Source organism: Idiomarina sp. D18, from assembly GCF_057748155.1.
Window position 1 is genome coordinate 1,183,931 of record NZ_CM173240.1, and the last position, 19,719, is coordinate 1,203,649.

Annotated in this window: 21 protein-coding genes; 5 read left to right on the plus strand and 16 right to left on the minus strand. The window is 45.8% G+C overall.

Annotated features, from left to right (window positions below; genetic code table 11):
• Positions 1-173 precede the first annotated feature (173 nt).
• The 14 genes from AC3AP5_RS05615 to AC3AP5_RS05680 form a co-directional block, all read right to left on the minus strand.
• Positions 174-2,525 (minus strand): ABC transporter permease family protein, encoded by a 2,352-nt coding sequence (locus AC3AP5_RS05615; protein WP_487327177.1) that lies wholly within the window; start codon positions 2,523-2,525, stop codon positions 174-176.
• A complete protein-coding gene (locus tag AC3AP5_RS05620; RefSeq protein WP_487327178.1) occupies positions 2,515-3,195 on the minus strand; it encodes an ABC transporter ATP-binding protein in 681 nt (226 codons plus the stop codon). Before AC3AP5_RS05620 ends, AC3AP5_RS05615 begins: the two co-directional genes overlap by 11 nt.
• Entirely contained in the window at positions 3,188-4,450 is a 1,263-nt protein-coding gene (locus AC3AP5_RS05625) for an efflux RND transporter periplasmic adaptor subunit (protein WP_487327179.1), read from the minus strand. The genes AC3AP5_RS05620 and AC3AP5_RS05625 overlap by 8 nt, the downstream gene beginning before the upstream one ends.
• Before the next feature lie 11 nt (positions 4,451-4,461).
• Positions 4,462-4,974: a hypothetical protein gene (locus tag AC3AP5_RS05630; protein WP_487327180.1), complete on the minus strand. Its 513-nt coding sequence runs from the start codon at positions 4,972-4,974 to the stop codon at positions 4,462-4,464.
• Between the two features lie 436 nt (positions 4,975-5,410).
• A complete protein-coding gene (locus tag AC3AP5_RS05635; RefSeq protein ID WP_487326376.1) occupies positions 5,411-6,616 on the minus strand; it encodes an IS256 family transposase in 1,206 nt (401 codons plus the stop codon).
• A gap of 510 nt (positions 6,617-7,126) precedes the next feature.
• Positions 7,127-7,531 carry an SDR family oxidoreductase gene (locus AC3AP5_RS05640; protein WP_487327181.1) on the minus strand — a complete coding sequence of 135 codons (405 nt, stop codon included), beginning with the start codon at positions 7,529-7,531 and terminating at the stop codon, positions 7,127-7,129.
• Positions 7,532-7,882: 351 nt separating this feature from the next.
• Positions 7,883-8,314 carry a hypothetical protein gene (locus tag AC3AP5_RS05645; RefSeq protein ID WP_487327182.1) on the minus strand — a complete coding sequence of 144 codons (432 nt, stop codon included), beginning with the start codon at positions 8,312-8,314 and terminating at the stop codon, positions 7,883-7,885.
• A 137-nt stretch (positions 8,315-8,451) separates the two neighbouring features.
• The gene (locus AC3AP5_RS05650; RefSeq protein WP_487327183.1) at positions 8,452-9,702 is read right to left on the minus strand and encodes a hypothetical protein; all 1,251 of its coding nucleotides are present in this window, start codon (positions 9,700-9,702) and stop codon (positions 8,452-8,454) included.
• Between the two features lie 296 nt (positions 9,703-9,998).
• Positions 9,999-11,093, minus strand: a complete 1,095-nt coding sequence (locus AC3AP5_RS05655) for a sensor histidine kinase (RefSeq protein WP_487327184.1) — start codon at positions 11,091-11,093, stop codon at positions 9,999-10,001.
• 76 nt (positions 11,094-11,169) lie between these two features.
• Entirely contained in the window at positions 11,170-11,856 is a 687-nt protein-coding gene (locus AC3AP5_RS05660; RefSeq protein WP_006955876.1) for a response regulator transcription factor, read from the minus strand.
• 27 nt (positions 11,857-11,883) lie between these two features.
• The gene (locus tag AC3AP5_RS05665; RefSeq protein ID WP_487327185.1) at positions 11,884-12,639 is read right to left on the minus strand and encodes an alpha/beta fold hydrolase; all 756 of its coding nucleotides are present in this window, start codon (positions 12,637-12,639) and stop codon (positions 11,884-11,886) included.
• A 229-nt stretch (positions 12,640-12,868) separates the two neighbouring features.
• The gene (locus AC3AP5_RS05670; protein ID WP_487327186.1) at positions 12,869-13,183 is read right to left on the minus strand and encodes a hypothetical protein; all 315 of its coding nucleotides are present in this window, start codon (positions 13,181-13,183) and stop codon (positions 12,869-12,871) included.
• Between the two features lie 23 nt (positions 13,184-13,206).
• Positions 13,207-13,839, minus strand: coding sequence for a cytochrome c oxidase assembly factor Coa1 family protein (locus tag AC3AP5_RS05675; RefSeq protein ID WP_487327187.1), 633 nt, complete (start codon positions 13,837-13,839; stop codon positions 13,207-13,209).
• Between the two features lie 10 nt (positions 13,840-13,849).
• The gene (locus AC3AP5_RS05680) at positions 13,850-14,506 is read right to left on the minus strand and encodes a Bax inhibitor-1 family protein (protein ID WP_487327188.1); all 657 of its coding nucleotides are present in this window, start codon (positions 14,504-14,506) and stop codon (positions 13,850-13,852) included.
• A 163-nt stretch (positions 14,507-14,669) separates the two neighbouring features.
• On the opposite strand from AC3AP5_RS05680, the gene AC3AP5_RS05685 reads away from it, so the two are divergent.
• A complete protein-coding gene (locus AC3AP5_RS05685; RefSeq protein ID WP_272977820.1) occupies positions 14,670-15,074 on the plus strand; it encodes a DUF805 domain-containing protein in 405 nt (134 codons plus the stop codon).
• A 28-nt stretch (positions 15,075-15,102) separates the two neighbouring features.
• On the opposite strand, the gene AC3AP5_RS05690 is transcribed toward AC3AP5_RS05685, so the two are convergent.
• On the minus strand, positions 15,103-16,797 hold the full coding sequence (locus tag AC3AP5_RS05690) for a class I SAM-dependent methyltransferase (protein ID WP_487327189.1): 1,695 nt from the start codon (positions 16,795-16,797) through the stop codon (positions 15,103-15,105).
• A 58-nt stretch (positions 16,798-16,855) separates the two neighbouring features.
• A complete protein-coding gene (locus AC3AP5_RS05695) occupies positions 16,856-17,620 on the minus strand; it encodes a hypothetical protein (RefSeq protein WP_487327190.1) in 765 nt (254 codons plus the stop codon).
• A 95-nt stretch (positions 17,621-17,715) separates the two neighbouring features.
• Between AC3AP5_RS05695 and AC3AP5_RS05700 the strand changes: the two genes are divergently transcribed.
• The 4 genes from AC3AP5_RS05700 to AC3AP5_RS05715 all read left to right on the plus strand — a co-directional run bounded on the left by AC3AP5_RS05700 (position 17,716) and on the right by AC3AP5_RS05715 (position 19,719).
• On the plus strand, positions 17,716-18,630 hold the full coding sequence (locus AC3AP5_RS05700) for a pirin family protein (protein ID WP_487327191.1): 915 nt from the start codon (positions 17,716-17,718) through the stop codon (positions 18,628-18,630).
• Between the two features lie 54 nt (positions 18,631-18,684).
• Positions 18,685-18,888: a hypothetical protein gene (locus AC3AP5_RS05705; RefSeq protein ID WP_487327318.1), complete on the plus strand. Its 204-nt coding sequence runs from the start codon at positions 18,685-18,687 to the stop codon at positions 18,886-18,888.
• Positions 18,889-18,901: 13 nt separating this feature from the next.
• Positions 18,902-18,976 carry a hypothetical protein gene (locus AC3AP5_RS05710; RefSeq protein WP_423202008.1) on the plus strand — a complete coding sequence of 25 codons (75 nt, stop codon included), beginning with the start codon at positions 18,902-18,904 and terminating at the stop codon, positions 18,974-18,976.
• Positions 18,977-19,044: 68 nt separating this feature from the next.
• A complete protein-coding gene (locus AC3AP5_RS05715) occupies positions 19,045-19,719 on the plus strand; it encodes an FAD-binding oxidoreductase (protein WP_487327192.1) in 675 nt (224 codons plus the stop codon).

Consider the following 19,719-nt stretch of genomic DNA (forward strand, 5'->3'; position numbering starts at 1 on the left):
AACCCTATCTCAAAGTCCGCTATGTGCGATTAACGGATCCCGCTTTTTCATGGGCACTTACCTACTTTCTGCTAATTCTCAGTGAGAGACTGGCTTTATCAAGTTCAGATGCGGATAAATGACAGAATGCTGAACTTATTGTGTCAATGCGATCGTGCAGTAAAGACTAGCCGTTACTCTTGCTTTATTAGGTCGATCACTTGGCTACGAGTGAGTTTAAGTAATGGCAATGCAACGGCACTGAGAGTAATTAATCCGACCAAAACTAGTGCGATTAAGTTGATGGCACTCGCTAGATTAACGTGGTGCAAGTAGCCCAAGTGAACTAGCAGCATGTAACCTGCGAACGTCACGATAACAGCGGCACCAAAGCCCATAGCGATTGGCTTGCATGCTTTAATCAGCAGTGCGTTAAACGGCGCACCAATGGCAATTAAAACACCATAATCGGCTTTTTCTAGCTGGAGTCGCGAGCGCACTTGATACCCAAGCGTTAAGGCTATACCGAACAAGGTAATAATCACCACCGAAATAGAAAAATAAAAAAGCTGCTGCGCGCGCGCCTCTTGCGCATCAATAATCGTTTTTAGCGTGGATGATGATGTGATCTGCGCATCAACCAAATGGGTATCGAGATAACTCTTTAAGGCACCCGAGCTCGACACATCCATCCGTTCGTCAAGATACAGCGTGTACGATTGAGGCGTTGAGAACACGGTACTCAACGGTAAATACACTGTGGGCTGATCGCGCTTAAATCGTCCTCCATGGGGAATATCATCGACGACACCGAAAATACGATGCGAGCCGAGAATCTTGCCAAGATATAACGGCGTTGCGCGTATATTAAATCGGTTTTCAGCTAAAAACTGTTGTGCCGTTCGGTTAATCACCACCCCACTCTTCCAGTCTCGCGTATCGGCTGAAACTTGCGCCGAGAGTTGGTTAAAATAATTCTGCGAGACATAGTGCACTTCGAACTCGCGCTCAAAACCCAATTCACGTGCGCCGACACTGATCGTTTGCGGCTTATCGAACGGAGCAACTGATAACGCCATCGCAATGTTGTTCTCTTCCTTGCGCGTATTCTCAAGGGATTCAATCGGCAGCCGACCACCATGATGATTAATCACCACCTGTTGCACTGAGGTATTAAAATTAAACGGCGCAAACAGTTCGATTTGTTGTTTGCTGATTTGAATCGCGGCAATCGTGGCAATAATGGCAATAGAGAGCTGAAAAATAAGACTACCTTGCCCCACCAACAATTGTTTGTAACCTCGATTAGTCCCCATAACGCGACTGAATAATGTCTTTTTACGCAAGCTCATTAACGGAAAAATAATCGCGGTTGCGTAAATCAGCGTGATAAACACCAAACTGAGTGCCCAATAATAGGGATACTTTCCGTCTAAACTAAAAAGGTCGAGTCGTGTAGCGTGATCGTTCATGCCAATAAAATGGCTCGCCAACACATGCAGACCCAATGATATCAACGCAATAATACCCATTTTAATGACCGACGCGACAATAACGGGACGCACCAAATCAATAGGTTGTGCGCCTATGGTTTGTAACACACGATACTCGTCGGCCAGTAATAAATTACGATTCGAAAAACTCATAAACGCGTTTAAAGAAAAAATGCTCACCAATGCAATAACCAATAAAACACTAAAGGTCCAAAGCTGTTTAAGCATTGTTGCCGACTTCTGATCGAGCATAATGCCGTTAAAAATGTTCAGTTCACCGCCATGACTTTCAACTTGCATACCTTGAACCGAAAAATCGTTGTTGCGCATTTCCTGCGAGAGGCGTTCGACATCAATTGGACGACGCGTCTTAAAAAATCCGTAATACTCCGGCACTGACCGCAGAAAGCGGTCGATCATCAGCGTACTGCTTGGCGCAAAGGGTGTGACATAACGTAAGTAATCGGCAGGCAATAAGATGTCTGGCGACCACGGACCGATGCGATTAAATTGCTGAGGTAAAACACCACGAATCGGCACGCTGTTGGGGAGCTTTTCATGCGTTAAGTATTTGCCAACCACTTCTGGATCGCTATTAAACGCCTCTCGCCAGTAACGCTGTGTTAACCACACACCAGTCGAACGCTTGTCGGTCGCTGGGAACTCAAGCTGCAACAAGTCAACAAGGTGAGGTTCGAATACTAATGCGAGCGGTTGGTAAAGAGCGTAATCATTGGATCGAAAGTCAAACGTGCGTGTGCGCAGCCAAGCGACATCGGTGACATAGGGTAAATCCTTTAATGACGCTATGGTTTGCTGACTTACGCCCGCTTGCCGACCATCATCATACACCGATGAAAGAGTGTAAAAGTCGGCTTCACTGCCGACCCAATCGGGGTTCTCAAAAAACAACACGTCGCCCAAACGCAGAACCATAGCAAACACAAAGCTAATGAGGCTGAAACCAACAATGAGGATCAACACTTTACCGCGCTGACCCGCCCAGCGGTTCCATTCACAGAGTAAGTCAAACAGTAGCCGACTACTCACCATGCGTGATGGTTCCGTCTTTTAAACGAATTTGCGTATCACACTTCGCCGCGACCTTATCATCGTGGGTCACGATAATCACGGTCGTGCCCGCTTGAGCCAACGACATGAGTAACTCAGAAATCATATTCCCTGTTTTCGAATCAAGGTTACCGGTCGGCTCGTCGGCGAGCACCAAACTGGGTTGATTCGCCAAAGCGCGTGCTATTGCAACGCGTTGTTGCTGACCCCCTGATAGCTGACTCGGCTTTGCGTACAGCTTATCCTTTAACCCAACACTGTCTAACACCGCCAATGCGCGTTCGTAGTATGTCCGTTTGTCGATCTCGCGGTTATAGCGCATCGGCAACACGACATTATGAAGCACACTTAAGTGACTGATTAAATTAAAATTCTGAAAAACCCAGCCAATCTCACGGTTTCTAAGGTGTGCGAGCTGTTGATTATCCAATGCTGCCGCATTGGTATCGCTTATTGTGTAGGTGCCTTTATAGCCTCTGTCCAATAAGCCTAAGATCGATAAAAGCGTTGATTTACCGCTCCCCGAGGGTCCAACAATCGCCAGTGTTTCACCCTCACCGACCGAAAAGCTCACATTGCTTAGCGCCATGACCTGTTGCGTGCCATCACTAAATGCCCTTGTAACCTTGTCTAGCTTAAGCAATTCAGCCATTTTCTAACTCGCTCTCAGGTATTTCTGTTGCAGACTGATACGCTTCAGGCACATTGATCAGCACACGATCGCCCGCTTTAAGACCACTCAACACCTCAATGTAATGGTTGCCCATCAATCCGAGTCGCACCTGCTGCCGCACGTAGCGATTATCACGTAGCACAAACACATCGAGCATCGAGTGATTGCGCCTGACCGCCTCAAAAATAGGTAAACGAGTCACTTCTGTGAGTTGCTGCGTTGCTATCTCAGCCGAAATATCTAAGTTCGGCCGTGCCGACTCGGGCAACGCCTCACTGAACTTAACCTCAAGGCGAACCTGGTTATTCTCGGCACTGGGATAAACCCTAAGTACTTCGCCATTGACCACAGTATTGCGGATATTAACTGAGACCGGCTGGGATGGTACAACATGATTAGCGTCTTGTGCCGAGATCAGCAAATCGGCATATAAATGAGACGGTTCCGTTATCTGTGCGAGTGTCTGCCCGCGCTCAATCGAGCTACCGACCTCTAAACTCGTACCCAACTCATTAAGAATGCCAGCCCGCTTGGCAGTCACATTAAGTTGTTGAATATCATACCGAACCATCTCCAGCTCTTTTTCTGCCTCTTTGAGCTGATATTGAGCCGCCTTTAACTCAGCCTGCTCAGACTTCTTAAACGCATCTAGCTTACGTTGCTGCAACTGATGCTTTAACTTAGTTTGCTCTAAGCTGGTCTCTGAGCGCATGTAATCAAGCTTGGCGACGATCGCCTCCTCGAGCAAAAAGGCTTTCGTCTCTAACTCTTTTTGTGCAAAGGTGATTTCGCTCTCCATTAGCGCCAGATCGTTCTCGAGCGTAATGCGACGCTCATACAATTGGGCCTCGGTGGACTCTAAATTTGCCTGAGCACGAAGCACCGCCAGTTCAGCCGTATCAAGCTGCCGCATTAACGACGGATTGCGCAGCGTGATGATTAGCTCAGACTGTTCAATATGTTCGCCAGGGTACTGATGAATCGTTTCAATCGTGCCGCTCACCTCTGCGATAACTGTACTGCTATTTCTTGGGCGCAACCGACCATACGCCGCAACCGATCGTTTAACGGCACCCGTATCCACCTCAAGTTGACTTGGATTAAGCACGGTATTTTGACTTAACGACGCGACCGCACTGCTGAGACCCCAAAATACAAGTGCGAGGGCGGTGCAAGACACGACGATAATAAGCCACTTTTGCAGTTTCGATTTTCGCGAAGGTATGGTTAGCATAACGTCAGCACTTATTGGTTGTAGCCAGTTAAGGAAGTCACGACTTTATACTTCTCGAACTTATGAATCTTGGATAAACCGGCTAGGCGCGCCTTATAAGCCGATTTGAGATCGTCAGATAGCATATTTATGACCGAGCTGCCATCTTGAGCAACCGCCAAATCAAAAAATAGAATGACCTTGGTGTTTTCAGGAATGCGCTTGTCGTAACTTAATACCTGACTCAGCGCCTTCGGAGAGACCTCAATTGAGCAACCGTGCTCCATAAACAGATCCGCATCTGCAGGCAGTACCTCTTTAACCTCAGCCTTACTGATGAAACGTGCGGACCCACTGTCGTAAATAAACGCTGCATTTTGATAAAACTCACAGCCATTATCTAAAAAGAACGCCTCGACCCTATCAAACCTATCAGCGTGTATTTCGATCCACTCCTCACGCTGTTGCGCAGATGCATGTGTAAAGAAGAAACTAGAGACCATAAGCAGTGCAGACAGGCAACCCCATACTTTTTTCTTATTCATTTCTGAGTTCCTTGTTTTAGGCATCACATGCTGTTTATCAGGATTTTGATCAACAAATTAGTAATACCAACAACAAACATTAAAATCAAATTTAGGTATGACACATGTGATAGGAGCGCTGCCCACAATAAACAACAACGCCTTAAGAGCTCCCAGTAGAATCGCGCTTATTTGGCAGAAATGAGTTTAAGCTGCATGGCGGGTTAGCTTGTGTGAGTTGTTAGGGGTTACAGCCACTGGAATATAAATCCAGCAGTGGCAAGTGCAATCCCAACGTAAGAAAGGTACTTTGACCATAGTACAGCATGAGTGCTAGTAGATGCTTTCTTGACGCCATCAATGCTGGGATAAAAATATGCAAAAGGTGCCATGAGCAAGAAACCAAGTCCCTTTAATAAGTCTTGAGAGTGTTCAATATTCTGTGTCAGCCAAGTTTTCATAAATCTATGTGGCCATCCAGTCGACCTTCAAAGTGGATGGTTAGCTGAGACAGTGTCAGATTCCAGTTCTGCACCGGGTGCGACCAGCGCTCAGTTGCTTTTAACATACCCGCGTACAGCAGCTTAAGCAAGCTACCTTCATTGCTAAAACCGCCTTTGGTTTTGGTCAGTTTTCTGAACTGGCGGTGTACCGCCTCAACGGCATTGGTTGTGTAGATGACGGTCCGCACATAGTCGGGGTATTTAAAATACGCTGAGAGTGTCGCCCACTTATTGCGCCAGGATTGAATAACGATGGGATATTTATCGCCCCATTTGGTTTCTAAATCATCCAGCGCGCTTTCGGCAGCGGATAGCGTCGCGGCTTTATACACGCATTTTAAATCGGCCATGAAGGCTTTCTGATTTTTGCTGGCCACGTACTTCAGCGAATTACGAATTTGGTGAATGATGCAGTGTTGCACCTCGGTTTTCGGGTAGATGCTTTCTATGGCTTCAGGGAAGCCTTTTAAGCCGTCTACGCAGGCAATCAGAATATCCTGAACGCCTCGATTATGGAGATCGGTCAACACACTCAGCCAGTGATGAGCGCCTTCTGACTCGGATAAATAAAGCCCCAGAAGCTCTTTTTTACCGTCAATATTGAGGCCTAGAATGGTATAAACAGCTTTGCTGATAAAACGCCCATTCTCTTTGATTTTATAGTGAATGGCATCGAGCCATACAATGGGGTAAACCGCTTCTAAAGGCCGTTCACGCCATGCCTGAAGCTCCGGCAGAAGCTTATCCGTGACGGCATTAATGGTGCCGTTTGAGACATGAATGCCGTACAGATCTTCAATGTGCATGCGAATGTCTTGATAGCTGGTTCCAAGCGAAAACAATGCAATAATTTTACGCTCCAGCTCATCGGTTAAATGCGTCTGATGTTTTTTAACCAGTTGCGGCTCAAACGAGCCGGCTCTGTCGCGGGGCGTATCTAATTCAAAGCTGCCGGCAGGACTCTTGACTGTTTTTGACGTCGAACCGTTCTTGCGGTTAGATTGCTCTTTATCACTGAGATGCTCTTCAAGCTCAGCCTGCATCGCGGCTTCGGTGAGTTGTTTAATAAGCGGTGTCAGGATGCCGTCTTTGCCGGTGAGGTCTTTGCCTTCACGCAACTGCTTTAAAGCGGCATCCATGTCGAAATTGTTTTTGGTCATATGTCATCTCTTTTTTGCTTAGTTTAACGAAATGACACAGAATTCTGAACACTACCTAAGTCTTCAGTGTGGAATGAGTATTTGTATAAATAATCTATTATGCCAACTATCCCCAAAAGCGCGAACACAATGGCTAAAAAATAACTATGCTTTTCTAAAGCTGTTTTTGTCATAAAACCCTCCATGTAGATGTTTGTGTACCTTTAGTACGGTTGTAAATAGTACGATTGCAAACTCTTTTTTTACACCCAACCTACTGAAAGTACTTAACTTTTCCATAAAGGAATAGACATTAAACGACTTAAATACACAATACAACAGCAAGGCTAGAAGTATAGTGTTCGCCATTAGAAATATTAACAAGCCCAAGGAGCCGTTCATCACTCAAAGCAGACTATCTGTATTCACTGGTTTTCGAGCTAAAACTCGAAGGAGTTCTCCGTGAACCATTTACAGCATTCACTGTCATCTAAATCAAATATGGAACACCTGTGTACATATACACTGAACCTACGGCCATCCCCCGGTAAAGTTAATCACCTGACCCGTTGTAAATGAGCTTCTTCCCGAGATTAACAGTTCCGCGAGTTCTCCGAGCTCTTCCGGTTTCCCGAGTCTTCCCATTGGAACTTTTGCAGCAATCTCGCTTCGCCCTTCTTCAGATTCAATAAAGTGTGATTTGGGGTAGTACATTTCGCTATATAAGTAATTCGGTTGCAAGACATTTACTTGAATACCCAAAGGCGCTGCTTCTCTTGATAGTGAAATGGCCATTGCGGTTGCCGCAGCTCTTACTGTGGTTGCCACGGCAAAGCCCGGTTCAGGTTGCAATTGACGCGCCGAAGTAATAAATAATAGGTGCCCCCGCTTTTGCTGACGAAGCATGAGCGACAAAGTCTTTGAGCGCAATAGCACTTTAGTGCTTTTTCCGCAAAAGAGGTTCCTTTTGAGTCGTTAAAGAGCGGACAACAGAACCCTTTCTCACCCCACCTTCCGAGCAATAAAAAACTGATAGCCAAACTCTGAGAGGTATTTTTCGTAAATCGCTATTTCGGTGGCGTTGGTAACTGCTTGAGTGCATGTAAGGTGTCGGCTGCGGTGCCTGGTCGGCGATTACGCAATCGAACCTAACGAGCCAGACGATGGTACCGAATGGAAGGCACACTTTTGTGATCTAAATATTGATTTTTAGCTTGTTATCGGAGGTCTGGTTTGTGCCAACAGCGGAAGTTCGAGCAAGCTACACAGGCAAGGCGCACTGAGTTTTCATATGCCGGCTTCAATCTTTAAGTACCTTTCTTTACCTAAGGTAATGTAATACAGCGGCAGAAATAGAGACTTGAAAAAGTTAGAGGAAAATGCGTTCTTTACTACGATTTTTCCAGAGCGAATATCACTAACATCAAAATCAGGACTCGAGCACCAATCAATTACAGCTTTCAGCGTCTTACTACCTTCAGGCAAAGTTATTGTTTGTGTTGCACCACGCTTTATAACAGCCGCCTCTTTACCATCTACCAGCAAGTGATAGTCTCGAAAAATATCAGCAAATTGTTTTGGTCTTACTACTTCTATTTCCATCACCACCTCGTGTGCAAATATTGGCAGGTAAAGCTTGATACTAATCGACACACTTAACCAAAGCAACGCAATGAGTTGTAGAGCGACGGGTGAATCGAACTTCCGCTGTTCGCTCATAACGGACAAACTGCTTGATTTCAGGAGCGGACGTTAACGCTCGAGTACAAGAATAGTGTCGGCTTGTATGTATTGCTCTCAGCTTTAGGGATTTGGCGATATCGCTCCGTACACTTGCTCATGTTTCATATTAAAGTCTAATCAATTCTTAACTCCTTAATATGTTTAAGTTTGCCCTGAGCATCAGTAACTTTAAGTATTCGGGTTGATTCCGAAATGAAAATGCCACTCGGTACACTAGTGTCGTGAATGACGATTCTATCGGAGGGGACTTCGTCGGAGTTACCGACTTTGTACGCTTCAATTGTGCACGGAAAAAACTGTTTGCACCACGACGGGTCAACGGGCATTAATTCTTTACCCAATCGTGCCCATTGGGGACGGTTTAAGCGGTACTCAGTACGCGGCCAAATTACGGTAACATCGTACTCTTCCGGCGTTGGAGACCAATACTCACCGTTCCCTTTTGTTAGCACAACGGGATTACTGAAATCATGTTTATCGATGACCCAAGTGTAACTTTTGGGTTCGTATTTTACGTCGCTTCGCTCGGTGAAGTCTGTTTGATTGATGGTCAGTGGATCAGTCTTTAGTGACTCTTTCAAATAGTGAGCGAGCCATCGGCTTTCATTAATGTGACTATATCCCACATGAATGAGCATTTTGGCATCGGGCTCACTGTTAAATACTTTTATGCGAAGATTCTTCACAGCACTTCGCTCCCGCGCCTCTGTTCCCGCTCCGACTTCAGAACCGTAATCATAGGATACGAGTTGAAACCCCAACTGACGAGCTCGCAGCACTAAATTGGAAAAAAGCGGTTCATTTGTGTAAAAGCCTGCTTTCTCGTTAACGTATTCAGGGGGTAACTTATTTTCAGCGTTAGCCGAGAGTGCCTCTAAAGCCAAATAGCGAAATCCTTGGTTCCATAGACTTTCCAGTAACCTGTAGGTGAGAATGCGGTGTTGCGGTACATGGTGAGCTTCGTTGACCATCACTATTTGATACTTACCAGCGGTATCAGCAATGTTTTTGACAGCATCTTGTGTTTTCAACGCTTTAACCGCGGTGTTTAACTGATCAGAGTAAGGGTCGTGTTGATCAAAGGCATACAGGGCTTGCTGGTGTTGCCCCGTAAATGAATATGCTGTGCCAAGCTCTTGCAGCAGAAAATCGAGCACAGGATGATTATCTTCATACTCTAATAAAAGTGCCTCCAAAATTTCGATTTTAGCACTTAAGGTTTTTCCATTGGTTTGTTCATAGACTCGACTAGACGCCCTATTTATTTCCTTTAAATATTCTTCTGCAGACAACTCGTCAGCAGAGAGCGGCAACACACTGAATAAAGTGATCATGAATACCGCAACCAAGTTCAACGTTTTCACAAATTATATTCCTTGAATTATTGTTGTTGGCGTGACCTTAGAGTGACCTTCATTTTTTTCAATACGAATCACCGTAAACAACTTATATAAACACCAAAATAACAAAACACGCAAAATTTTCGAAGTGAGCGAGCCTCGTATTTTCGGCATTCCTCATACTGATGAGCAACGTAGAGGCTAGTCACTATTTGAAGTAGACCAAGAGTCAGAAATGTCTGCTGCTCGTTCATTGCTGACGTTCAGCTTTGTGCCAAGAGCGGACCGTGGTATCAGCTGACCTTGCCGCTTCAATTAACTTACGCGAGTACCGTAGTGGGAGTTATTTTGACGCGATAAATATCGCTAGTTTGTTCGATACTCACGCTCCAGTTCATGACTTTAGCGATGCGTTTTACTAAATACTGACCATGACCCAAGCCCTGATAGTAAGGACGCTCTGAGGACTCCCCCAAACTATTTTCAAAAACAATCGCCCCGCCATCACTTTGATGAACCCTGAGACCGTTAGCATCGCCATGGTAAAAACCATTGCTTATCAGGTTCTGACACAACAAACTGATTAAATTTTGATTGCCGTATACTCTAAGTCGGGGTGGAAGGTCGACATGACAGTCAAAAACAAGGTCCGGGTGCACACGATGAATTCCTAAAATGGCCTCCTCTAGCAGCGGCACAAAACTCAATTCAGTAAAGTTGAGGTTTTCCTTGCGAGCCAGAGCAAGTAACACATTGATTGTTTGTTGGAGCTCACTCGTTGCATGCTGCAAAAGCTTCATCGTGTCAGGTGGTAGGGCGTCATCACGAATGAGTGTCAGAGTGTTTTTGATTAACGTAATCGGTGTACGTAATTCATGGCTAACGTCGCGCGTAAAGTCTTTTTCACGTTGCAAAGCGCTCTGCAATTCAGAGTAAGTGTAATAAAAAGCATCCGCTAACTGACCAATTTCGTCCTCACGAGATAAACGTTTAATCGACGCGTCAGCATTGTCACGTTGCCGAAGAACCTGCTCCGTCAGGTTCCGAATGGGCTGAGCTATTCGGTTCGCGATAATCCAAGTAGCAAGCAAAGCCAATACGATAGCAGCCAGCGCCAAACTCGTGTTAAATAAATTTAACACGCCATTAAATCTGGAAAAAGGTAAGGCTTCGGTTGCATCTAACAGCTTCCATACCGGGGCTCCTTGCGCGTCTTTAGTTGCGTAGCTATAAACCGTCTGCTCTACGCATTCATAGACAGTTATGTTCGTATCATGGAGTAAAGACGTTGAGTTGCACGCTGGCAAGTCTGCTTCGGAATACACTGTCGTTATCATTCCGGGTGGATCAGTCTCTAACAAGACTGACGCTGTAACGGCTTCAGATGTGGTGATCGCGAGATAGCTCAGACGCATGTAGACGAAGCTAATGATGAGAACCAAAACGCCAAATGAGATGAATAACTTGGCTCTTATGCTATTAGCCCTCACCTTAATCCAGTCCTTTAAGTTGGTAGCCCACATTACTGATGGTAAACAGAAGCTGTCGCCCGCTCACATGCTCTAACACCTTACGCAAAGAATAGATATGGGACTTCAATGCATTACTTTCAGGTGGATCTGCGCCCCAAATAGCACTTATCAGGTTGGAGCGACTCACTGGATAAGGATGGGCAACGAGCAACTCGCTCAAAAGCTTTAAGCCGATGCCGGTCAGTGGTATTGGTGTCTGCTGCCAGTGTGCGGTCATCGCACGCATATCGACTCGCAAACCGCCTTCGATTAATAAGCTGTCCCGGTGGAGTTCGGGGCGTCGAGAGAGCGCCTCGCAGCGCAGTGCTAGTTCACGTAAATCATATGGTTTCGTCAGGTAATCATCGGCACCATGACCAAAGCCTTTGGCTTTATCTTCAAAGGCATCACGCGCAGTTACCATTAATATGGGCTGATTGCGTTGGGCTTGTTCTTTGATAGCCTGACAGACGGCTAGGCCATCTGTGTCAGGAAGATTCAAATCAAGTAAGATTACGTTAAATTGCGCGTTTAATGCTAGTTTTATTCCTAACTGTCCAGAGGAGGCAAAATCCACGTTCCAACCCAACCCTTCGAGAAAGTCGACGACCTGTCTGGCAATCGCTAAGTTATCCTCGATAAGTAAAATTGAACGTTCTTTGGGCATGGTGTGCTCCTCTTAAAGACTTTCTTATTATGAGCCTTCGGCGGCAAGATTCAAAATAGCATTCGCTATCTCTTCTGGATACTCACTATGAATCGAGTGACCCCATTTGTCGGAACGAATATGCTGACCAGCCCGAATTAAACTAAATAGCTCGTTATGCATTTGCATCCATAATTCTTTGCCAGCTTTAGTCTCCTCAATAAACATTGGCTCAGGATGGATCTGCGTCGAGGTATAAAGTGTCACACGCAGATCAGCAGGTAACGGTATCAAGTTTTCATCAGTGCTATCGAGTTCTTGCATGAGCACCTTATAGTGCGGCAATAGATGCGAGGGCATGTATTTTGCCATCACCTTGTCATCGCGCGCGACGCGCTCAGAATCCAGTTTTCGATAACGCACGCGTTGAACTTTAACTGTTGGTTCAATAAGCACCACGCCAAGTACCTGCGAGCTTACCTCGCGCATAGCTTCGGTCACAATTAAACCTCCGTAGGAGTGGCCTACCACAATAACTTGACGCTGTTCACTCTCACGGTGAATCTTTTTGATTAATGAACTAACGTCTTGCTGAATAGTTGTCGGCTGAGTGTTTGCAGACGTCAGGCTGAGGCGAGTTGGATTGATGACTTTGATATTGGCCGGTAGCTGTTCGATGACTGGGTTCCAAACTTCTCCGTCGACACCGAACCCAGATTCAAAAATAACAGTTACTTCTTCTGCCGCAACAGAGTAAGTCGGGATTAGTAAAAACAAACAATAAATAATTTTATGTAGACGCATGAATTGCTCCTTTGTGTAATTTCAAATGAAATTATCAGAGCAAAGGTGAAATAGCGGTGAAAAAAGATCGCTACTATCTGGTAAAGCCGAATATTAGTAGTCGCATTTTCCTGCTGAAAACAGAGAGGCTAGAGCTATTACTTAGTATGCGGCAGGTCAGAGCAAACCCAACTTCTGCTACTCGCTCAAAGCAGCCCCCAATAATTAACCCGCTCTAAAAAATAGCCTATTAATTCCGTTCAACTCTTACTTTCCCTAGCAAACTGACATAGCTAATAAGCGCCGCTACGATCAACCAGAACAATACAATAACCGACCAAACAATCGGCGATGCTTGGCTGACACCAAACTCTCCCCAAGTGAGCTGGCTTGAGTCAAATAACGAGCCAATGCCTAGGTACTGAAGTGGAATATTTGCCCATAGCAATGCCGAAAAAATAAAGGGAAAAATATCGAGTTTAGCTAACAGCATGAGTTTTAAAAATAGCGGCGGCAGATTTAAAACGATACCTATTTTTATTGTTCTAGAGAGAAGCTTTTTCATTAATTTTCCTGAGTGAAAACGATTTAATCGCAAGGAACAATGATTGTCTGTTCCTCGACGCTCTTATAATTCACAACTAAACATTCTAAAGTCCATTTATTGAGCTTTTTAGATGCGTATAGAGCAACCTTGGCCTCGCCTTTAGGACCCTCAACAGAGTATGCCAAACTCGCGGTTCCATCTGGACCGCTTGTCGTTATACTGCCGGTGATAAAACCACTGTCTAATGGGCTGCCTATGCGACTTTGAACTTCTTTGGAATCGCTTACTTGAGCAAACGACACTTTGTAGGCATCGGAATTTTTAAATAAAGCGTTGATTCCGAATACACTAATAACACAGAATACAACTATTATTCCAGTGAAAATGAAACCGGCATTCCTCCATTTTCGTTGGACTTGCTTAAAGTGTTCAGCACTTTGCCATTCCCTGTGTCGCCATGCCCATTCATTACCTTTTAGACCAAGTGCTATGAGCATCACTATATTAACGCCTGGCACAAAAACCCAAAACGCTCTATAAGTGTCATTTCCGATTCCCCAAATCCAATTGAGAAGAAATGCCCCCCAATTCCATCCTCGTATTTCTACAGGCAATTGTGAGTTGCTCACTTGAGAGTACGTATTTTGACCATTACTGCTTTTTTTATCACTCATATTGATACGCCTAATCCCGTCCCAAAATTCTTAAAATACGCAGGAATAAATTAATAATATCCATATAAAGCGCCGCTGCGCTATCAATCGCGTTATCAACGGTTTTAGGTATCTGGCACGCCCTGCCCCAGTCATAGCCTATGTAGCCGCAGAATATCAGTGCCACGATCCAGTCAAGTACTTCGTGGTGCACGCCAAATATAAACACTTCGATAAGTTCTACGACAATCACAAGCAAGAGCGCTACGGTGAGTGCACCGGAAATCTTTTTGAAGAAGGCAGGAAACAACGCGCCTAAGCACATCATGCCTATAGTGACCATACCCGTTACTCGGATGGCTTCAGCCACGACGTCGGGATCATGTTGACTCACAACGAGGTTAACGATTAAGCCAAAGGGAACAACCACAAAGTTATAGCCAATAAAGCTCACCCATGGTTTACTTGATTTGTTAAACAAGTAAACGCCATAAAAGCACGATGCAAAGTAACCTAGAAAAAACAGCCACGGGTTAATATTAGAAATCGATTCTGTTTCGATATGGGTCACTATCCACCAGTTTATGATGAAGCCCCAGCATAGCGTTAAACCAATAATTAAATGGTATCTAGCGTCACTGATAATAGGACAGGTCGTGCTTTTTCTATCAAATACATCACTTTCCATTTTGCTTCCTTTAATTCACCGGGAAAATCGAGCAACCGCGTTTGTCGGTAAGTTCCATGCTTCGGCGCCTATGTAGGGGTTTATAACGATGCGTTGAATCATAAATTTTTACATGTCACTATACATATTAACCGATAAATAATAACAGAACTAAGGGGAATTTATGACAGGCGAAAGCGAACAAACAGATCAATACGTGCCTTCGGGATTTGGATGCTATACGTACGCCCTAAAGAATTACGCTAAATTTACGGGCCGAGCACGCCGCCGTGAATATTGGATGTTCATTTTATTTAACTTTGTGATTGGCTTTTTCCTAGGGATAATCGATGGCTTGCTGGGCACTTATAATGCGGAGGCGCAAGTTGGTTTATTGGGTGCATTGTATGGCTTATTTGTATTAATACCCTCAATAGCGCTTGGCGTTCGCCGTTTGCACGACATCGGCAGAACGGGTTGGTGGCTGCTTATTGGTTTTATTCCGTTTATTGGCGCAATCGTCTTATTGGTTTTCTTTGTGTTAGACAGCAGAGAAGAAGGCTCCAAATACGGACCACCTCGCAAATAATGCTGCTCAGCAGTATCACTTGCTTGAGTCACCACTCCGCTAATTGCTGGATATCTTTAATTCTATCCCGCTGTAGCGCCAACGCTTCAAATACATCATCAAAGCTTTGGTTGTGGTGGCTTAAATTTGGGAGTGCCAGGTTGGCTTGAGTAAAAAATTCACTTTTATTTATCTGCCAGCCCTGCTGCCACCACGTCAGAATCAATTCTCGTGCGGTGCTCAGTCGTTCGCGACTGGGTAATCTATCTAGTTTCTCTAAGTTGACCTGGGCTTGGCTGGGCAACAGGTTCCAAAGGTCATTATTGGGCCACCTGGCAAAGGGAAACGCATGATCAACAGCATAGCGTTTGGGTCTAATCGGTTTACCGGACCAACAACAATGCACCTTATCCTCTGCCAGCAATGTGTTGATGCGTTGACGCACCCGTGTTGTGGTTCGTGTGTCGTCTTTCCAGTCGAGCGCTACTAAATAATCGCTTCGGTTAAATGCCTTTTGCTTATTCGGCGCATAACTTGCCATAAGCGCCGCCCATTCATTCACCAGCGCAGGTTCAATCCAAACGCTGAAACGCGTTAATGAATCCCAAATGTGCTTGGGCACATAAAAGGTACCCAATGCGCTTAAAAACGGTAAATCTAAGGTGAGGTTTCGCTTTGGCTTTTGCGTGCGATTCAGCTCAACTGCAAACACAGCATTACCCGAGCCCGGGATGGTGGTGTATTTGGCGGGCATGTTTTTAATCGTTGAAGCAATATCTTTTAAGGCGCGGTACAAGGGCTGTACAATAGCCTCGTCGCTATACTGAGCGCCAATCGTAAAATCCCCTGCACTGCGATCGCTGAGCAATTGCCAGCCGTGGGGTTTAACAAAGCCGAGCCCTTTACCGCTATTAGTGCTTTGATGCATGCCATAATGATCGACTAAGGGCTTATACAGTTTTAGCCAATACAACGCTACCAACCCAACGGGGAGTGCGATGTGGTCGTCTGTTTGATCTAGCACAGCGCCGGGATGACCTTCGGCAATGCGGAGCAGGCTTCGAAGCAACGCGACTTTATACGTTGATGTTTTATTGTCATTCACAACAATATTGCGGAGTAGCGGAAATGCCCCCGTGCCGTCATCGGGCAGCGTCAGCATGACAGTCTGCCAACTCACATCATCGCGACCTAACTCATCAGATTGTTGCTCAGGGGTCAGTAATTCGAAGGTTAGGCCGTAACGACTCGCCAGTTGCGCCAGCTCGTCCGCCGAAACAGGATACATCGTACGTTCGTCGTGACAGGCACCGTGACGTAACGAAATCACCAACTTACCGTTGGGCTTTAATAAGCTGCTTAATTTGCGCAGACTGCGCTCGCGGGTCGATGGTGGGATATGCATCCACACCGCACTGAGTAGGATCAGGTCAAATTTGGTGTGCAGCGCAAAGACTTTATTTAAATCGGGCAGGCTGTCGGCTATCCAACGTACGGCACTATTGACAGTATATTGCTGCGCGACTTCGCGGATCCCGTGCGCGGGTTCTACAGCAACGACATTTAAACCGCGTGCCGCCAAGTAGCGCGCATCACGCCCTGAACCCGCCCCCACATCAAGCACCATGCCCTGCTCTGGCAGCGCATGTAGCCAGTCTTTATGGACCGACTCAAACGGCACGCGATTATAATTTTCAGCGAGTGACTCAGCATGTTTTGAATAGTATGCGATGTTTTCGGACATGGTTTCTGCGCTTATTATTATTGTTTATTGCGAAGCCATGTCTGTTAACGCCAAGCGATTAGAACGAGCGCTTGGCGGTCAACAAATACGGCGTAAACAATAATAATGCGACAATGCTGACAAATAAACCCGAATGTGAACTTGTTGTTAAACCCGTCAGCAAGCCGTAATACGCCACATCAAATATCAAATAGCTGGCAAAAAGCGTTTTAAACCAGGGGCTATTACGCCAAACACCGATAATCAACGCCAACTGTAGTGGTACAAACAGGATGAGCTTCCAACTCCAGGTCGCGATAAATACGCTCGACAGACTACTTGCCTGCTCACGTAGAGGCCCTAACAACGCCTCTTGATAGTTCCGCGCGTATTGTAGGTCGAACATTATCCAGTAGAAAAAGGCAACGGTGTACGCGATATTTAACAATAAATACAGCGAGACCGACTTTTTAGGGGGATTTGCTTTTACAGACTTAGATTGTGGCTCGACCGCTGCGCGTGTTGCGACAACAACCACCGCCACTAGATATAAAACCTCAGTCGCTATGTACAGGCCCCCAGCAAATACACCGGCGTTCTTTTCACGGGCAAATGAATAATAGGTACTTGAGATATCGTCCGTTAGGCCAACGGCGTGCAAAAGACTGCTAAACATGAGTTCAGCGTTATACAAAAAATCAGAAACCCAATGCATTAGGTACACAACCCAGTCTGCTGCGTAGAGCGTCGCACCAACGCCAACGGCCACAGCCATACCTAACAAAGCAAACATACCAAGCGGCGGAATAAGGCGACCTGAGAGGGTCATGTGCATAGCAATCATATTTTGAATGTCTTTTAAGTTATTGTTTTGGCGAACTATACAGAGATCGGTTAGTTTTAACAAATTGACTTAATACCGCGCGTAATGTTGGAGCCATGATGAGCAACCTAGCCAAATCTTTAGAGAGTGAGTGTAAAGCGATATCGGGGTGTGATGCTTTAAAACGCATTATCGATCCGCGGGGACGTGATATCGGTGGGTTTGAAGTGAAGCGTATTTTGCCATCGCGCGGCATGAAATCAGTGGGACCATGGGTGTTTTTTGATCATATGGGGCCTGCCGACTTCGCCAAGGATGAAGGCATTGACGTGCGCCCTCACCCACATATTGGTTTGGCAACGGTTACTTATTTGTTTGAGGGAGAGCTGCAGCACAAGGATTCACTCGGCACCGATGTCACCGTTAAGCCAGGTGACATTAACTTGATGGTCGCAGGTCATGGCATCGTGCATTCGGAGCGCCAATCGCCGGAAGTCAAACAGCAGCCCCACCGCGCGCACGGGTTGCAACTATGGCTCGCGCTGCCCAAGACCGACGAACAATGCGATCCCAGCTTTCACCACTACGACGAAGCCGAACTCCCCTCAGCAGATATCACAGGCGGCAATGCGAAAATATTGATGGGTGAAGCCTATGGCAAGACCTCACCGGTCAAGACATTCTCAAACACACTCTATATCGAGGTTAATTTAGCAGCGGGCGAAACCTTCGCTTTACCCAAAGCACAAGAGCTTGCGGTCTACGTTGTTAAAGGCTCAGTACAAGTGAATAAAGCTGAACTCGCTGAACACCATATGGGTGTATTTGGTGATACGACGGGTGTCGCGCTCACGACGCTGGCTGACAGCCACCTTGTACTCGTCGGCGGCGACGCCATTGGCACACGGTATATGTATTGGAACTTTGTGGCGAGTAACAAAGAGCTGATTGAAGCAGCCAAAGCACGTTGGCAGCAACAGGCGTTCCCAAAAGTCCCCGGCGATGCCGAGGATTTTGTGCCTTTGCCTTGAGTCTCACTGCGAACACCTTAAAATTACATGCTCCTATGTATAAAAGAATAAAAAATGTTTGATAATTTTAAGCGCTGTTCATTTTTACTTGCTGGTGTCTTAGCCGTAACGGGTTGTTCGACTACTCAACCAACGCCGCAAAATACCGCTGTTCCCTCTGCTGAATTCAGCCTCAAGGTGCCACGTTACGGTCACGCTGCAGTCGCCGACGAATTTGCCCTATATCGGACTACGTCACACTGCCGCCGTAGTATTTAACGACAGCATTTATGTGATTGGCGGCAACACAGGTAGCCGAGGTCCGTTTCTAGACACAGTACAAGTGTTTGATATGGCGGTTGAATAATTTTGATCTTTTTCATGGTTTATCTCGTGTACAAATAATAGACACTTGTAAAAAGATTGAGGTAAGCCATGAGCCATACATTAAAAGTAAACGATGTTTCCGAAGTCACTCACAACGTGAGACGGATTCGATTAGAAAAGCCAGACGATTATAATTTCACCCCAGGACAAGCCACTGAGGTCGCGATTGATAAAGAGGGTTGGCGCGATGAAAAGCGCCCGTTTACTTTCACGTCGCTCAATAGCGATCCGTGGCTTGAGTTTGTAATTAAGGTTTATCCCGATCACGACGGTGTTACCGAACAAATTGGTCAACTCCAGCAAGGCGATTCGCTGATTATTGAAGACCCATGGGGCGCCATTGAATACAAAGGCGAAGGCACATTTATCGCAGGCGGCGCAGGTGTTACGCCATTTATCGCTATTTTTCGCGATTTGGCACGCAAAGGTGAAATTGGCAATAACCGACTTATCTTCTCGAACAACAGTGAAAAAGACATTATTTTGAAAGAGGAGTTCGAGCAAATACTCGGTGATCAATTCATCAATGTCATCACGCACGAAAAACCAAACGGCAATCACCTGTTTATCGATGGGCACATTGATAAAGCCTTTCTAAACGAGCATATCAACAATTTTAACCAGCACTTTTACGTGTGCGGCCCCGATGCCTTCAACGACGGCATAATGGACGCATTGAAAGAGCTAGGCGCCGACCCCGACGCCTTGGTGTTTGAGAAGTAA

Coding starts and splice junctions, on each gene's coding strand:
- AC3AP5_RS05615 (WP_487327177.1), bottom strand. CDS start 2,525: ATGGTGAGTAGTCGGCTACTGTTTGACTTACTCTGTGAATGGAACCGC.
- AC3AP5_RS05620 (WP_487327178.1), bottom strand. CDS start 3,195: ATGGCTGAATTGCTTAAGCTAGACAAGGTTACAAGGGCATTTAGTGAT.
- AC3AP5_RS05625 (WP_487327179.1), bottom strand. CDS start 4,450: ATGCTAACCATACCTTCGCGAAAATCGAAACTGCAAAAGTGGCTTATT.
- AC3AP5_RS05630 (WP_487327180.1), bottom strand. CDS start 4,974: ATGAATAAGAAAAAAGTATGGGGTTGCCTGTCTGCACTGCTTATGGTC.
- AC3AP5_RS05635 (WP_487326376.1), bottom strand. CDS start 6,616: ATGACCAAAAACAATTTCGACATGGATGCCGCTTTAAAGCAGTTGCGT.
- AC3AP5_RS05645 (WP_487327182.1), bottom strand. CDS start 8,314: ATGAGCGAACAGCGGAAGTTCGATTCACCCGTCGCTCTACAACTCATT.
- AC3AP5_RS05655 (WP_487327184.1), bottom strand. CDS start 11,093: ATGCGTCTGAGCTATCTCGCGATCACCACATCTGAAGCCGTTACAGCG.
- AC3AP5_RS05660 (WP_006955876.1), bottom strand. CDS start 11,856: ATGCCCAAAGAACGTTCAATTTTACTTATCGAGGATAACTTAGCGATT.
- AC3AP5_RS05665 (WP_487327185.1), bottom strand. CDS start 12,639: ATGCGTCTACATAAAATTATTTATTGTTTGTTTTTACTAATCCCGACT.
- AC3AP5_RS05670 (WP_487327186.1), bottom strand. CDS start 13,183: ATGAAAAAGCTTCTCTCTAGAACAATAAAAATAGGTATCGTTTTAAAT.
- AC3AP5_RS05675 (WP_487327187.1), bottom strand. CDS start 13,839: ATGAGTGATAAAAAAAGCAGTAATGGTCAAAATACGTACTCTCAAGTG.
- AC3AP5_RS05680 (WP_487327188.1), bottom strand. CDS start 14,506: ATGGAAAGTGATGTATTTGATAGAAAAAGCACGACCTGTCCTATTATC.
- AC3AP5_RS05685 (WP_272977820.1), top strand. CDS start 14,670: ATGACAGGCGAAAGCGAACAAACAGATCAATACGTGCCTTCGGGATTT.
- AC3AP5_RS05690 (WP_487327189.1), bottom strand. CDS start 16,797: ATGTCCGAAAACATCGCATACTATTCAAAACATGCTGAGTCACTCGCT.
- AC3AP5_RS05695 (WP_487327190.1), bottom strand. CDS start 17,620: ATGATTGCTATGCACATGACCCTCTCAGGTCGCCTTATTCCGCCGCTT.
- AC3AP5_RS05700 (WP_487327191.1), top strand. CDS start 17,716: ATGATGAGCAACCTAGCCAAATCTTTAGAGAGTGAGTGTAAAGCGATA.
- AC3AP5_RS05705 (WP_487327318.1), top strand. CDS start 18,685: ATGTTTGATAATTTTAAGCGCTGTTCATTTTTACTTGCTGGTGTCTTA.
- AC3AP5_RS05715 (WP_487327192.1), top strand. CDS start 19,045: ATGAGCCATACATTAAAAGTAAACGATGTTTCCGAAGTCACTCACAAC.